19 protein-coding genes are annotated in these 14,377 nt (G+C 66.1%); 9 read left to right on the top strand and 10 right to left on the bottom strand.

Going from position 1 to position 14,377, the window contains the following annotated elements; translation table 11 throughout:
* Positions 1-14 precede the first annotated feature (14 nt).
* Entirely contained in the window at positions 15-1,148 is a 1,134-nt protein-coding gene (locus tag KF780_13550; protein ID MBX3562824.1) for an N-acetyltransferase, read from the top strand.
* 9 nt (positions 1,149-1,157) lie between these two features.
* Here KF780_13550 and KF780_13555 read toward each other — a convergent pair whose 3' ends face one another.
* Positions 1,158-1,847, bottom strand: coding sequence for a porin family protein (locus KF780_13555; GenBank protein MBX3562825.1), 690 nt, complete (start codon positions 1,845-1,847; stop codon positions 1,158-1,160).
* A gap of 132 nt (positions 1,848-1,979) precedes the next feature.
* Between KF780_13555 and KF780_13560 the strand changes: the two genes are divergently transcribed.
* The 3 genes from KF780_13560 (at position 1,980) to KF780_13570 (ending at position 3,621) form a co-directional block, all read left to right on the top strand.
* Positions 1,980-2,525: a hypothetical protein gene (locus KF780_13560; GenBank protein MBX3562826.1), complete on the top strand. Its 546-nt coding sequence runs from the start codon at positions 1,980-1,982 to the stop codon at positions 2,523-2,525.
* Positions 2,526-2,544: 19 nt separating this feature from the next.
* Complete coding sequence (locus KF780_13565) at positions 2,545-2,889, top strand: hypothetical protein (protein ID MBX3562827.1); 345 nt, start codon at positions 2,545-2,547, stop codon at positions 2,887-2,889.
* 252 nt (positions 2,890-3,141) lie between these two features.
* Entirely contained in the window at positions 3,142-3,621 is a 480-nt protein-coding gene (locus KF780_13570) for a hypothetical protein (GenBank protein ID MBX3562828.1), read from the top strand.
* Here KF780_13570 and KF780_13575 read toward each other — a convergent pair.
* From KF780_13575 to KF780_13585, 3 genes are all read right to left on the bottom strand, one after another.
* Positions 3,615-4,007 (bottom strand): hypothetical protein, encoded by a 393-nt coding sequence (locus tag KF780_13575; GenBank protein MBX3562829.1) that lies wholly within the window; start codon positions 4,005-4,007, stop codon positions 3,615-3,617. The two genes, KF780_13570 and KF780_13575, sit on opposite strands and share 7 nt — an antisense overlap.
* Before the next feature lie 65 nt (positions 4,008-4,072).
* Positions 4,073-4,852, bottom strand: a complete 780-nt coding sequence (gene xth, locus KF780_13580) for an exodeoxyribonuclease III (protein MBX3562830.1) — start codon at positions 4,850-4,852, stop codon at positions 4,073-4,075.
* Between the two features lie 24 nt (positions 4,853-4,876).
* Entirely contained in the window at positions 4,877-5,212 is a 336-nt protein-coding gene (locus KF780_13585; GenBank protein MBX3562831.1) for an iron-sulfur cluster assembly accessory protein, read from the bottom strand.
* A 104-nt stretch (positions 5,213-5,316) separates the two neighbouring features.
* Between KF780_13585 and purS the strand changes: the two genes are divergently transcribed.
* Both purS and purQ read left to right on the top strand, forming a co-directional pair.
* Positions 5,317-5,559 carry a phosphoribosylformylglycinamidine synthase subunit PurS gene (purS, locus tag KF780_13590; protein MBX3562832.1) on the top strand — a complete coding sequence of 81 codons (243 nt, stop codon included), beginning with the start codon at positions 5,317-5,319 and terminating at the stop codon, positions 5,557-5,559.
* Positions 5,556-6,230, top strand: coding sequence for a phosphoribosylformylglycinamidine synthase subunit PurQ (gene purQ, locus KF780_13595; protein MBX3562833.1), 675 nt, complete (start codon positions 5,556-5,558; stop codon positions 6,228-6,230). Before purS ends, purQ begins: the two co-directional genes overlap by 4 nt.
* A 205-nt stretch (positions 6,231-6,435) precedes the next feature.
* Here purQ and KF780_13600 read toward each other — a convergent pair whose 3' ends face one another.
* Both KF780_13600 and KF780_13605 read right to left on the bottom strand, forming a co-directional pair.
* Positions 6,436-6,732, bottom strand: coding sequence for a hypothetical protein (locus KF780_13600; protein ID MBX3562834.1), 297 nt, complete (start codon positions 6,730-6,732; stop codon positions 6,436-6,438).
* 3 nt (positions 6,733-6,735) lie between these two features.
* Positions 6,736-7,971 carry a polyhydroxyalkanoate depolymerase gene (locus tag KF780_13605; protein MBX3562835.1) on the bottom strand — a complete coding sequence of 412 codons (1,236 nt, stop codon included), beginning with the start codon at positions 7,969-7,971 and terminating at the stop codon, positions 6,736-6,738.
* A 159-nt stretch (positions 7,972-8,130) separates the two neighbouring features.
* Here KF780_13605 and KF780_13610 point away from each other — a divergent pair, with 159 nt between their 5' ends.
* The 3 genes from KF780_13610 to KF780_13620 all read left to right on the top strand — a co-directional run bounded on the left by KF780_13610 (position 8,131) and on the right by KF780_13620 (position 11,315).
* Positions 8,131-8,466 (top strand): type II toxin-antitoxin system HicB family antitoxin, encoded by a 336-nt coding sequence (locus tag KF780_13610; GenBank protein MBX3562836.1) that lies wholly within the window; start codon positions 8,131-8,133, stop codon positions 8,464-8,466.
* Positions 8,467-8,645: 179 nt separating this feature from the next.
* Positions 8,646-9,395 (top strand): hypothetical protein, encoded by a 750-nt coding sequence (locus KF780_13615; GenBank protein MBX3562837.1) that lies wholly within the window; start codon positions 8,646-8,648, stop codon positions 9,393-9,395.
* Between the two features lie 141 nt (positions 9,396-9,536).
* Positions 9,537-11,315, top strand: coding sequence for an ATP-binding cassette domain-containing protein (locus KF780_13620; protein ID MBX3562838.1), 1,779 nt, complete (start codon positions 9,537-9,539; stop codon positions 11,313-11,315).
* A gap of 308 nt (positions 11,316-11,623) precedes the next feature.
* On the opposite strand, the gene KF780_13625 is transcribed toward KF780_13620, so the two are convergent.
* The 4 genes from KF780_13625 to KF780_13640 form a co-directional block, all read right to left on the bottom strand.
* Positions 11,624-12,055, bottom strand: a complete 432-nt coding sequence (locus KF780_13625) for a biopolymer transporter ExbD (GenBank protein ID MBX3562839.1) — start codon at positions 12,053-12,055, stop codon at positions 11,624-11,626.
* Positions 12,056-12,080: 25 nt separating this feature from the next.
* Positions 12,081-12,557, bottom strand: a complete 477-nt coding sequence (locus KF780_13630) for a biopolymer transporter ExbD (protein ID MBX3562840.1) — start codon at positions 12,555-12,557, stop codon at positions 12,081-12,083.
* Between the two features lie 88 nt (positions 12,558-12,645).
* Positions 12,646-13,407 carry a MotA/TolQ/ExbB proton channel family protein gene (locus tag KF780_13635; protein ID MBX3562841.1) on the bottom strand — a complete coding sequence of 254 codons (762 nt, stop codon included), beginning with the start codon at positions 13,405-13,407 and terminating at the stop codon, positions 12,646-12,648.
* Between the two features lie 60 nt (positions 13,408-13,467).
* A complete protein-coding gene (locus KF780_13640; GenBank protein MBX3562842.1) occupies positions 13,468-14,130 on the bottom strand; it encodes an energy transducer TonB in 663 nt (220 codons plus the stop codon).
* Positions 14,131-14,377 lie beyond the last annotated feature (247 nt).

Here is a 14,377-nt window from a genome sequence, read left to right on the forward strand (position 1 = left end):
GATAGGGCGCGACCATGAACATCACCGTCCGCCCCGTCGCCTCCAAGGCCGACAGACGCGCCTTCATCGATCTCGCCTATCGCCTGAATGCGGGCGATCCGAACTGGGTGCCGCCGCTGAAGGACGAGGTGAACGGGCTCATCACGCCGGGCAAGAATCCCTGGTTCGAACATGCCGAGGCGGCGCTGTTCCTCGCCGAGCGGGGCGGGCGCGTGGTCGGGCGCATGTCGGGCCAGGTGGACGAACTGGTCCAGACCCATATGGGCGCGGGCATCGGCCAGTGGGGCATGTTCGAGGGCGAGGACGAGGCGGTGTACCGCGCGCTGATCGAGGCGGTGGAAGGCTGGCTGCAGGGCAAGGGCATGACCCGGTCGATGGGCCCCTTCTCGCTCGGCATCTGGGACGAGCCGGGGCTGCTGGTGCAGGGGCACGACCATCCCCCCATGGTGATGATGGGCCACAACAAGGCCACGTATCAAGCCTGGGTTGAGGGCGCGGGCTATGCCGGCATCAAGGACCTCTACACCTACGATCTCGACGTCGTGAAACCCTTCCCGCCGCTGATCCAGCGCATCGTCGCGGCGGGCGAGAAGAACGAACGCATCCGCGTGCGCAAGATCGACAAGAGCCGCTTCGACGCGGAGGCTGCGCTGATCCTGTCCATCCTCAATGAGGCCTGGGCCGACAATTGGGGCTTCATTCCGCTGACCGACAGCGAGATCGCCTATGCGGGCAGGAAGCTGAAGCCGATCGTGCTCGAGGACATGATCCTGATCGCCGAATATGATGGCGAGCCGGTCGCCTTCATGATGGCGCTGCCGGACCTCAACCAGTTCCTGCCGGCGCTGAAGGGCAATCTCTTCCCGTTCGGCTGGGCGAAACTGCTCTGGGCGCTGCACCGCAAGCGGTTCAAGGGCGGGCGCGTGCCGCTGATGGGGGTGGTCCGCAAGATCCACGCCACCCGGCTGGCCAGCCAGCTTGCCTTCATGATGATCGAATATATCCGCCGCAACGGCACCGGCCATTACGGCATCGCGCGCGCCGAGGTCGGCTGGATCCTCGACGACAATCAGGGAATGATCTCGATCGCCGACGCGATCGAGAGCAAGGTCAACCGGGTCTACCGGATCTACGAGAAGGCGCTCTGACGTCCGTTCCTAGAAGCGATACAGGAACGCCACGCGCCCGACATGCATGGTCTGGTCGATCGACCAGCTGTCGTTCGCGATCCGGTAGTCGTTCGCGCCGAAGTTCAGATAATTATATTCGCCGCGGATCGACCAGTGACTGCCGAGCAGATATTCGAGCCCGGCGCCGAAGACGAAGCCGTTGCGGGTGTCGGACACGCTCTGCGTGAGGTTGACGGGGCCGCCGCGCGAATCGGTCACCCTATATTCGCTCCCGGTGAAGGCGATGCCCGCCTCCAGATAGCCGTGGACGCGGCCGGTGTGGATGCCGGCCTGGGCGGTAAGCGTCCCCAGCCAGTCGATCTCGGCCGAATTGGCGAAGCCGGCGACCGACGTATTGGGCGCGCTGTCGTCGAGATTGGCGAAGCTCGCCTCCGCCTCGATCCCCAGCACGAGATAGCCGCTCTGCCAGCGCCCGCCGATCGTACCGCCGAACAGGGCGCCGCTGGCGCTCAGGCCGGCGGTGTTGGCCGAGGTGAAGGGCGGCACCGGATTGGGATTGGCGGTGCCGGCCCAATCGGAGGAATCGCTGCCCAGCCCGGCATGGACGCCGATATAGAAGCCGCCAATATCTTCGCCTTCGGCGGCCGAGGCGGTCGCCGGAAGCGCGGCCAGCGTCACGGCTGCGGCCAAAGTGGCGATCGTGGATTTGGATGTCATGATCCGTTCCCCCTGCCTGATCCGTCGCGCTTCAAACATGCTTTGCGGGGCGAGGCAAGCCAATCGGAACGCTTTACGCCCGCGCCGTGCGGGGCTTATGATCGTGCCGAGCGGACAGGGCGGAGTGAAGCCATGAAGGCGAAGCTGGGGATGCTGTGCGGGGCGGCGCTCACGCTGGGCGGTTGTCATCTGATCGGCAGCGCGTTCGCCGGCAACGAAACCGCCGAACCCGGCAATGTCGCCGCGACGGCCGATGCGAACCTCGCGGCGCCGGCCGGCGGCAAGCGCTCCGGCGACGGCGGAGACAATGGCGGCGATCCGCGCATCGCGGATGCCGGCATCACCACCAGCCGCTCGCTCCAGGCCTTCGCCGGCGGCGGGCCGGGCGGCAAGGATCCCTCGGTCGGCGGCGGACCGGGCGGAGTGGTCGGGCTGAGTCCCCAGACCCTGGTCGGGCGTTGGGCCGACGACGCCAATTGCGCGACCTTCATCCAGATCAACGCCGACGGCACCTTCCGCTCTTATACCGGCGGCAGCGGCGGCTGGCGGCTCGACGGCGACCAGCTCCATCTCAGTGGCGACGGCGGCACCTTTACCCTGGCCATCCAGGCCTATGACGGGCGATCGATGCAGGTCGTCAATCCGGACGGATCGGCCGGCCGCTCGATCCGCTGCTGAACGGGAGGAAGAAGAGCGAATGAAGACAGCCTTGCTGTTGCCGGCGATCACCGCCTTCCTGGCCGCCGCGCCCGTGTCCGCCCAAAGTGGCAAGCCGGTCATGGCGCCGGAGCGCCCGGTGACCGCCGCGGCTTTGGTCGGCCGCTGGGGCGACAATGGCGATTGCAGGCAGGACGTGATCTTCCGTGCCGACGGCACCTTCCTGTCCTATACGGGCGGCGAAGGACGCTGGACGCTGAACGGCGACCGGCTGGCCCTGACCGGCCCCGGCGGCGAATTCGTGATGCGGGTCCGCTGGGGCGATAGCGGGCGGCTCATCATCACCAATCCGGACGGCTCTATCGGCTCGTCGCAACGCTGTTGAGCCGGCGAGCCGAGCCCGCCCGACGGCGGGCGGCGGGGATCGGCGGTTCGCAACCCGGCCCGATCATGTTATGAACGAGTCGGCGCGCGCGACACGGTGAATCTTGCGGCCGTAGCGCGGGTACGGCCCTCAGGCCGACCGACGCATCAAGTGGGGAATGCAAGTCCCACCGCGCGCCACCGACCCTTCCGTTACGCTCCTGTTCCGACCTGACGGCACTCATGTTATCCTCTCGCTTTCTTCGGGGGGAGAATGACGATGCCGATAGGGACGATCCTGGCGACCGCGCTCAAATCCGCGGTCGTGCTGCTGGTCTGCATGGCGCTTGCGATCGTCGTCGGCGTGATCGCCGCCACGATCTTCGACGTGGCGCCGGTGCGCGGCCAGAGCGACGTGCTGCCTTATGCGATCTGGCTGGTGCTCGGCATCTTCACCGGGCTCATCGCCTATGGCTCCGCCGGGGGCTGGGCGACGCCGGGCGTGGAGGATTGGACCGCCGCGCCCGGCGCCCGCCGCACGGGCCGCATCGTCCTCGTCACCAGCATCGCGCTGCTGGCGGGGCTGACCATGTTCTTCCACTGGCTTTATTGGAGCCGGGGCGTCGCCGGCGAATATTTTGTGCCGGACAGCGCCTCGCACTCGATCCTGTTCTTCGTCTCGGTGCTGGCCGGCATGGTCTTCGCGAGCTTCGCGCTGATCTCGGACAAGAAGGACGGCGCGGACGCTCAGTAGAACACGCCGAACCAGGCGAAATAGCCGACCAGCGCAGCCGCGATCGTGCCGCAGCCGAGGCCGAGGCAGCCAGGTTCCTCCTTTTTGTTCGTGGGCGCGGGCGTCGGCCGGCCCCCGCGCCGCCAGACGCGATCGATGCCCTGATATATGCACATCAGGGCGATGGCGGCGCTCATCAGCAGGACGAAGGCGAAGAACAGGCGGAACAGCAGATCGCCGATCGCCTCGATCCAGCCGCCATTGGCATCGAGCCAATTGTCCACGTCGCCCAAGCTGAAGCCGAACAGCAACGCGACGGCGCCGACCGCGAAGAAGAACAGGAACAGGACGACGTAAAGCCAGGCCGCGCCGCGAAACGGGCTCAGCAAAAGCCGCAGGAAACCCATACCCCCTCCCCCCGAAGGACGTTTCGCGCGCCTATAGCAGAGACGATACGCGCCGTCGCGCGGGATCAGCCGGCCAGCGTGGCCCAGGTCGGCGCATGATCGCTGGCCTTGTCGCGGCCGCGATAATCCTTGTCGACGCCGGCATCGGCCAGCCGGTCGGCCGCCTGCGGGCTGAGCAGGAGGTGATCGATGCGGAAGCCCGCGTCGCGCTGCCAGGCGCCGGCCTGATAATCCCAATAGGTATAGACCTGCCCCGTGGGATAGCGGGCGCGGATCGCATCGGTGAAACCGAGATTGAGGATGCGGCGCAGCGCCGCGCGGCTTTCCGGCTGGGCGAGCGCGTCCGTCGCCATCGCCCTGGCGGAGAAGACGTCGTCGGGCGAATCGGTCGGGATCACGTTCCAGTCGCCGGCCAGCACCACCGGGCGCTCTTCGGCGAGCAATGCGGCGGCATGGGCGCGCAGCCGGTCCATCCAGGCGAGCTTGTAGGCGAATTTCTCCGTGCCCACCGGATTGCCGTTGGGCAGGTAGATGGAGGCGACGACCACGCCGTTCGCCTCCGCCTCGATATAGCGGCTGTGCGTGTCGTCCGGATCGCCGGGCAGACCCATGCGGCGCAGCACGGGCGCGCCGCCCGGCGTCAGGATCGCGACGCCGTTGAAGCCCTTCTGCCCGTGCCAGACGCCGTCATAGCCGGCCGCGCGAATCTCGTCGGCCGGGAAGGATTCGTCGGCACATTTCAGCTCCTGGAGGCAGAGCACGTCCGGCTTCTGCTCCTCGAGATATTCGAGGAGGCGGGGCAGCCGGGCGCGGATGCCGTTGAGGTTGTAGGCGACGATCTTCATGGCGGCCGTGATAGCCGCCGGCGGTCAGATCGAAAAGCTCGTCCCGCAGCCGCAGCCGGAGGCGGCGTTGGGGTTGGTCACCTGGAAGGACGCGCCGCCGAGGCTTTCGACGAAATCGACCATGGCGCCGCGCACCAGATCGAGCGAGATCGCATCCACCGCGAGCGTGACGCCGTCCTGTGTGGCGACGGTATCGTCCGTTTCCACCGCGTCGGCGAGGCCGAAGCGGTACTGGAAGCCCGCGCAGCCGCCGCCGTCCACGGTGAGGCGCAGGATCGCCGGCTTGCCCTGCTTCGCCGCGATCGCCGCCACCCGCGCCGCCGCGCTGGGGGAGAGGGAGATGTCCGCCGTTTCGCTCATGGGAGAGAGATAGGGTGGCACGGCGCGGGAAACCAGCCCTGACCGCTTGTGCCCGGCGTCATCCGAGTCCATATGGCCGGCAAATCCAGACCGCCGGAGATGCCATGAAGACCCGTGTCTATGTGACGCTGAAGAACGGGGTCCTCGACCCGCAGGGCAAGGCCATCCATCACGCGCTGGAGGGATTGGGCTTTTCGGGCATCAACGACGTGCGCGCCGGCAAGCTGATCGAGCTGGACCACGCGCCGGGCCTGACCGAAGGCGAGATCGAGGAGATGTGCCGCAAGCTGCTGGCCAATACCGTCATCGAGAATTTCCGGATCGAGCGGACGGAGCCGGCGGCATGAAGAGCGCGGTCGTCGTCTTCCCCGGCTCCAATTGCGACCGGGACATGGCGGTGGCGCTGGAGCAGGTCACCGGCCGCGCCCCGGCGATGGTCTGGCACCGCGAGACCGAGCTGCCGGAGGGCCTCGACCTCATCGCCATTCCGGGCGGCTTTTCCTATGGCGACTATCTGCGCTCCGGCGCGATGGCGGCGCAATCGCCGGTGATGCGCGCCGTGCGCCAGGCGGCGGAGCGCGGCGTTTTCGTGCTGGGGGTGTGCAACGGCTTCCAGGTGCTGACCGAATCCCACCTGCTGCCCGGCGCGCTGATGCGCAACGCGGGCATCTCCTTCATCTGCCGGGATGTCCCGCTCGTCGTCGAGAACAGCCAGAGCGCCTTCACCTCCCGCTATGCGGCCGGTGAGGAGATCGCCCTGCCCGTCGCCCATCATGACGGCAATTTCCAGGCCGATGCCGAGACGCTCGACCGGCTGGAGGGCGAAGGCCGGGTGGCGCTGCGCTATGCCGCGCCGGTCAACGGCTCCGCCCGGAACATCGCCGGCATTCTCAACGAAGCCGGCAACGTGCTCGGCCTGATGCCCCATCCCGAGCGGGCGGTGGAGCCGGCGCACGGCCGCACCGACGGCCGCCGGCTGTTCGAAGGGCTGGTGGAGGCCGCGCTCCAGCCGGCCTGAGCCAGGGCAGCTTCGTGCTGGATTGCCCCATACACTCCGTTCGCCCTGAGCCTGTCGAAGCCTGTCCTGAGCGCCTGCAAGGCAGTCGAAGGGGGCTGTCCTTTCTTTGTGCAGAAGAGAAGGGCAGGGCTTCGACAAGCTCAGCCCGAACGGAAGAAGAGATTCAAATCAACCCCTCAATGCTCTAGCGGCGTCCTGTCGATGCCTACCAACCCAGTGCGTCGCGGGTCTCGTCGAGCACGGAGATGACCTGCGGATAGCGCGCGAAGCGATGGCGCAGCGCCACCTCGTCCGCCTCGATCTGCCCGCAGCGGTCCCGCCGCAGCGCCCGCTCGATCTCGCGGCGGCGCGCGTCGTCATAGGGCTCCTCGTCAACCCAGTGACGGCACATCTCCCGCCGCGCGACGAAGTGGCGGACGGCGCGCGGCTGCTCCGCGATGCGGGCGCGCAGCTCTTCCTCGCTCGCCTGCGCCGACAGCAAGAGGGCGGCGAGCGCGATCATCGTTCAGCTATTGTGCCTGGCGATCCACGCTTCCAGCACCGGCGCGATGCGACCTCGCCACTTGCTGCCGTGGAAGATGCCGTAATGGCCGACGCCTTCGGCCAGCAGATATTTCTTCTTCGCCGCCGGGAGCTTGGTGGCGATGTCGAGCGCCGCCCGAGTCTGGCCGATGCCGGAAATGTCGTCGCGCTCGCCCTCGATCGCCAGCAGCGCCACGTCGGTCAAAGCCGCCGGATCGACCTTGCGGCCGCGATGCATCAGCTTGCCGCGCGGCAGCAGATGGCGCTGGAACACATTGTCGATCGTCTGGAGATAGAATTCGGCGGTCATGTCGCAGACCGAGCGATATTCCTCGTAGAAATCCTTGGTCGCCTCGGCGCTGTCGCCGTCGCCCTCGACGAGGTGCTTGAACATGCCCCAGTGGCTGACGAGATGGTTGCCGAGATTCATCGCCATGAAACCGGCGAGCTGAAGGAAGCCCGGATAGACCCGCCGCCCCGCGCCCGGATAGAGATAGGGCACGGTGACGATCACGTTGCGCTGGAACCATTCGAACGGGCGTTGCGTGGCGACGGTGTTGACTTCGGTCGGCGCCTTGCGGGTGTCGATCGGCCCGCCCATCATGGTCAGCGTCCTCGGCCGGGCCGGGTTCTTGTCCGCGCTCATCAGGCAGGCGGCGGCGAAGGCCGGCACGGAAGGCTGGCAGACCGCGAGCATGTGGGCACCCGGGCCGATATGCTCGAGGAACTCGATCAGATAATCGACATAATCGTCGAGATCGAAGCGGCCCTCATCCAGCGGCACCAGCTTCGCGTCGCGCCAGTCGGTGATGTAGACGTCGTGGCCGGGGATCATCCGCTGGACGGTGTCGCGCAGCAGGGTCGCATAGTGGCCGGACATCGGCGCGACGATCAGCAGCTTGGGGCTGCCCTCGACCGGCTTGCCGCGCGCGCCGACGCGGCGGAAATGCTTGAGCTGGCCGAAGGGCTTGCGCAGGACGATCTCCTCCTCGACGCGGACCTCCTTGCCGTCGACGATCGCGGTCTCGATGCCGAATTCCGGCTTGCCGCGTGGCGCGGCGGCATGGGCGAAGACGTCGAGCGCGGAGGCGACGATCGGCCCCATGTGGGAATAAGCCAGCGGATTGATCGGATTCTGCATCCAGCCCGCGCCCATATTGGCCAGCGTGCTGGCCCCGGCGAGCAGCGAGCGCTGCATCTCATAGGCGTCGTAAAGCATCCGTGTCCTGTTCCCCGCCGCAGTGCAGCAACCTTATGGGCGGCGATGGAGCGCAGGTCCACAAGGGAATGACACCGGGGGGCAATTGCACCGGAGCGGGGCAGAGCGGTATCAGGTCCGGGAGGCGAGAGAGTATCTTACCCGGTTGGGAGTGGAACCATGAGCAACGTATTGAAGCACAAGGGCTATGCGGCGCGCGTCGAATTCGATGCCAAGGACGGTATTTTCTTCGGCCGCATCGCCGGCATCGAGGACAAGGTCTCCTTCCACGCCGACAGCGTGAAGGAGCTGGTGGACGCCTTCGAGGAGGCGGTCGAGGATTATCTGGAGACCTGTGAGAAGATCGGAAAACGGCCGGACAAGCCCTATTCGGGCAATCTGATGCTTCGTGTCGATCCCGGCGTTCACGCCCAGGTTGCCTTGGCCGCCGAACTGAGCGGCAAGAGCGTCAATCAATGGAGCGAGGAAGCTCTCAGGACTGCCGCCGCTCGCTGAGGTTATGCTGGCCCGGATGTCCGGCCCGGCGGGTCAAGCGAAATCCTGCATTGGAAGGACGCGGCCCTTGGGTGAATATATACTATCCCGGTTTTCGTCCCGGTTTTCACTGAGAATTGAAGTTATCCTAAATTCAAGCACACTATGGCCGCCGTAGAGCGGTGACCAAAAGGGGGCGCATGATGGACGTGCTTTATTGGGTGCTCGGAATCTTCGGGGTTCTAGTGGTGATCGCGATAGTCATCGGAATCGATGCGGCACAATCGACAAATGCGCGAATCAGTGAGGGGATGCGGCGGCTCACTGAGCTAGGCTCAGTCGACTCCTATGCGAGTGGATTCGACGGGAGTTGCCTAGGAATCGACTGGGATAAGAGACAGATATTTGCTGGGATCACACCTGACATTCAGAATTACGACTTCAACCTTCTGCAACGCGCTGAAATTGATATCGATGGCGTAACAGTCACCACTACTGAATCTACCACGAAGACCAGGCGTGGAGCCCAAATTGCTGGCGCTGCGGTAGGGGGGATTGCCTTTGGGCCTGTTGGACTTTTAGTTGGGGGATTTACTGGTGGCAATAAGATGGCTGCGTCATCGCTCGACAAGAGATTTGTCAACTCGATCACCATAGTTATGCATTTTCGTGACCGCGCTCATCCCATTCAATCTGTCACCTTTTTCAAATGGGAAATGAGCGGGAAGGGCGTTGCCCACAACGCTCCTATCCTAAAGGATGTCGTCCAAAAGGCAAATCGCTACCATGCCCTGCTCAGCCAAATCATTGAGGAGCGTCAAGAACCCAAGGAGGAATCATTTGAGCAGCAAGATGTTTCGATTGAATTAGAGCGACTCTGGAGTCTGCGCCAAGCTGGCGCGCTCACCGAGGCGGAGTTTAATGATCGTAAGCGCAAGTTATTGCGCTAACGAGACCAAGCTCCGGTGCAAGCACTCCATTGACAGCTCACTCAATCTCTCGAGCAACGCCAAGCGGCAACCCCGTGGCACAGTAGGCGAAGCGCCACCCCCACCATTGAGCCCACCGCCCCGCGCTGCTAGGCCGCGCTCATGGCTGGGGGAAAGACGAGCGAGGCGCCGCGGGGCAGGATCGGGAACCTGATCGTCATCTGGCGCTATGCGCTGCGCTACAAGGGGACGCTGGCGGGGGCGGGGATCGCGCTGTTGGTCGCCGCGCTGGCGACGCTCGCCATTCCGGACGGCTTCCGCCGGCTGATCGACCAGGGCTTCGCGGCCGGCGGCGACGGGCGGATCGGGCATCTGTTCAACTATCTGCTCGCCATGGTGGTGGTGCTCGCCGTGGCGACGGCGCTGCGTTTCTATTTCGTGTCGATGCTGGGCGAGCGGGTCGTCGCCGACATACGCGGCAAGCTGCACGACAACATGCTGCGGCTCGAGCCGCGCTTCTTCGAGGAGAACCGGCCGTCCGAGATCGCCTCGCGCATCACCGCCGATACCGGCGTGATCGAGATGGTGGTCGGCTCCACCGTGTCGCAGGCGCTGCGCAACATCGTGATGGGCGTGGGCGGGATCATCTACCTGTTCACGCTGGCGCCGATGATGACGCTGGGGCTGCTCGCCGGCATCCCGCTCGTCGTCATCCCCGTCGTGCTGCTCGGCCGGCGGGTGCGCAACATCTCGCGCGCCAGCCAGGACCGGATCGCCGACCTGGGCTCGATCGTCGCCGAGACGCTGGGCGCGATGAAGATCGTCCAGGCCTTCGGGCAGGAGGAACGCGAGAGCAGCCGCTTCCGCGCGGCCGTGGCGCGCACCTTCGCGACCGCGCGGCGGCGCATCCTCTTGCGCGCGATCCTCACCGCCATCGTCGTCACCATGGTGTTCGGCGGCATCACCCTCTTGATGCGCCAGGCGGCGATCGACGTGTCGCAGGGCGCGATCAGCGGCGGCACGGTGGCGGCCTTCGTCATCACCGGGGCGATCGTCGCCGGCGCGTTCGGCGCGCTCACCGAGGTCTATGGCGAATTGCTGCGCGGCGCCGGCGCGGCCGGACGTATCGCCGAGCTGATGGCCGAGGAGCCGGGGATCCGCGCGCCCGCCGATCCGGTCGCCCTGCCCGAACCGGCGCGGGGGGCGCTGGCGTTCGAGAATGTGACCTTCCACTATCCGACCCGGCCCGACGCCAGCGCGCTGGAGGGCTTCAGCCTGGCCGTGGCGCCGGGCGAGCTGGTCGCGGTGGTCGGGCCGTCCGGCGCGGGCAAGTCCACCTTGTTCCAGCTCGCCCAGCGTTTCTACGATCCGCAGGACGGCGCGGTGACGCTGGACGGCGTGGACCTGCGCGCGGCCGATCCCGCCGACGTGCGCGCACGCATCGCCTATGTGCCGCAGGAGAATGTGATCTTCGCCGCCTCGGCGCGCGACAATCTGCGCTACGGCCGCTGGGAGGTGGGCGACGAGCAATTGTGGGAGGCCGCGGAGGCCGCCAATGCCGCCGAGTTCCTCAGAAAGCTGCCCGAGGGCCTCGACACCTTCCTTGGCGAAGGCGGCGCGCGCCTCTCCGGCGGGCAGCGCCAGCGCATCGCCATCGCCCGCGCCTTGCTGCGCGACGCGCCGCTGCTGCTGCTCGACGAGGCGACCTCGGCGCTCGACGCGGAAAGCGAGCGGCTGGTCCAGTCCTCGCTCGAACGCCTGTTCCAGGGCCGCACCACGATCGTCATCGCCCACCGCCTCGCCACGGTGCGCGCCGCCGACCGGATCGTCGTGATGGAGCATGGCCGGATCGTCGAGGAAGGCAATCACGACGCGCTGAACGCCAAAGGCGGCCTCTACGCCCGCCTCGCCCGCCTCCAGTTCGAGGGCCTGGCGGCCTGATCTTCACTCCCCCGATCATCGGCGCGCAGCGCCCTTTCTCGAACATCGTGCCGCACCGCCCACAGTCATGGTTCGCGCAGAGACGCAGAGGCGCGGAGAGACCGAAGCGTGAATGCGCGTAAGCGCCTTTCTGATCCCGCTTCGAGAAAGGGCCCTGCGCGCCGAGGAAAGGTGCTGGAACCGTAGCCTCTCTGCGCCTCTGCGTCTCTGCGCGAATAAAAATGCGGCCTTCGGCCGCGCGGCGTTCCTGCACAAAAAAAGGGCGGCCCCGCAGGACCGCCCCATATCCTCGCGAAAGCCGCGCCGCCTCAGTTGAAGGTGGCGTAGGCCTCGTTGCCGACGAAGCCCATCGACTGGACGTTCGCGCGCTTGGTGATCGCGAGCACCTCGTCCACCCGCTCGTAACGGGCTTCGGGGTGCGGCTGGAGGTGAAGCTCCGGCGTCGGCCGCATCGTCGTCGTGATGTCGAGATACTGGCGAAGCTGGACGTCGTTCACCGGCGCGCCGTTCCACGTCACGACATTGTCCGGCATGATGACGATCTTGTTCTTCACAGGATCGATCGGCGGCGGCGTGCGGCGGCTCGGATCGTCGACCGGCAGGTCGAGCTTTACCGCGTGGGTTTGCACCGGGATGGTGATGATGAACATGATGAGCAGCACCAGCATGACGTCGATGAGCGGCGTCGTGTTGATGTCCATCATCGGTTCGCCGGAGTCGGAAGATACCGCGGCACCCATGTCAATTGCTCCTAACTAAACCGGATCAGAACCGAAGACCGCCACGAGGCGGCGGTTCCGAGATGAAGCCGACCCGGGCGAAGCCCGCGCGCTGCATCGTGAAGATCGCGCCGCCGACACAGCGCCACGGCGTGCTGACATCGCCGCGGATATGCGCCTCCGGCAGCTCGGTCACATTGTCCGGACCACCCTGGCGGGCGATTTCGGCCTCCAGCGCTCCGACGGCGCGATCGAGCAGCTGCTCGGAATCGACACGCGCCAGGTTCCAATAGACCTCGCATTCGCCGTTCACGGCCCGAACCGAGAGGTTCACATTCTCGGGCCGCGTCTGGGTCGGTTCGAAATCCACCTTGGGCAGCTGCACCGGCACCGTCTGCAGAACGACGGGCACGGCGATGAGGAAGATGATCAGCAGCACCAGCATGACGTCCACGAGCGGCGTCGTGTTGATGTCGGACATCGGGGTGTCTTCGTCTCCGCTTTCGCCGACCTGCATTGCCATAATTCAGTTCCTATCCTCGTATTTCACCGCGTCGCCGACGGCGGCAAGCGGCGGCGGGCCCGTGCGGGAGCCCGCCGCTCTTCGCTCATCAGGCCTTGGACGCCGTGCCGGCGGTGCCGGCCGCCGCAGCCGGACGGGCCGGAGCCGCCGCGCGCGCGGCCGGAACCGGCGGACGCAGATTGCCGCCCGACATCATGTAGCCGTGCACATCGGCGGCGAAGCGGGCCAGCTCCTCGCCGATCGCCTTGTTGCGGCGCATCAGCCAGTTGTACTGCATCACGGCCGGAACCGCGACGACGAGACCGAGCGCGGTCATGATCAGCGCCTCGCCGACCGGACCGGCGACCGCGTCGATCGAGGCCTGGCCGGACGCACCGATCTTGATCAGCGCGCGATAGATGCCGACGACGGTACCGAACAGGCCGACGAACGGCGCGGTCGAACCGACGGTGGCGAGCAGCGCCAGGCCGGTCGACAGCTTGGCGTTGATCGCGCCCTGGCTGCGCGCCAGCGACGTCATCATCCAGTCATGCTGATCGACCGGATCGGTGAACTTGGTGTGCTGATCGTCGGCAAGCAGGCCGTCATCGACGATCTGCCGATAGGCGCCGTTCTTGGTGAGCTTGTTCGCGCCTTCGCGCAGGTTCGCCGATTGCCAGAAGGCCGTGCGCGCGCGGCGCCCCTCGTTGAGAATCTTCTGCTGCTCGATGAACTTCACGAAGAAGACGTACCACGACCCCACCGACATGAGGACGAGGATGCCGAAGGTGAGATAAGCGATGACACCGCCCTGCTCGAGCGCCGCCATCAGGCCATAGGGGTTTTCACCGCCATGTGCTGGTGCTGCCATTGTATCAATTCCTCTCAGTTAATTCGGTTGAAGCTGAAATTCGGATGCCTCGCGGCGCGATCACTGATCCTGGATCTGCCACCTGATGGGAGGCGAATTGTACGTGTCCGTGGTCGGATTGCCCTGATTGTCGCGCGCCGGCGTGAACCGCGCGCGGCTGCGCAGCAGCCGGCACGTGGCCGAATCGAGCGTCGAGTGACCGCTGCTGGACGTCACCTCGCACCCGGAGACGCGGCCATTGGGATCGACGGTAAGCCGGACCCGCACGGTGCCCTGATCGCCGCTGCGCAGCGCGCCCGACGGATAATCGTCGGCGGAGATCAGGCCGCGAAGATCGGCGCGCGGAGCGACCGGCTGGACGACGCGCGGCGGCGGCGGCGGGGCCGGCGGCGCGGGCGGCGCCGGCGGCGCGGTCGGCGTGATCACCGGCGGCGGGGCCACCTGAACGGTGGTGATCGGCGGCGGCGGCGTGTTGGTGCGCACCAGCGGCGGCGGCGCCACCACGGGCGGCGGCTGAACCTGCTTCGGCTGCTCGGGCGGCGGCTCTTCGGGCGGCGGCGGCTCGTCGATGACGTCGAACGTCTTGAGATCCTCCTGGATGCTCTTGACGTACTTGTAAGCCAAGCCGGTCACAAAGGCGTAGCCAAGCAGCGCGTGCAAGGCAAAAACCAGGACGATGGCCCACACCCGTCCCTTGCTCATTCCCTGATCAACGTAAGACATTAATCAGCCGCGCTCCCTCTCTCGTGATGTCGATCCGTCTGGCAAAACGCAGCGGCCGCATATCGGTTCATCCATGTAACGGACATGGATGCGGTCGGTGTCTCTATCGCCACACTTTGCCGGACGCAATCCTTCATCGCCCGGGAAAGCTTGGCGGATTTCCGCCGCAATGCAAGGTTAATGCGAAACGCTCTAGCGCAAGGCCGTCACGGCTCCAGGAGGAACATGCGTCAGCTTTATCCGCTTT

The organism is Sphingomonas sp. (assembly GCA_019635535.1).
In the GTDB taxonomy this organism is placed as follows: Bacteria; Pseudomonadota; Alphaproteobacteria; order Sphingomonadales; family Sphingomonadaceae; genus Allosphingosinicella.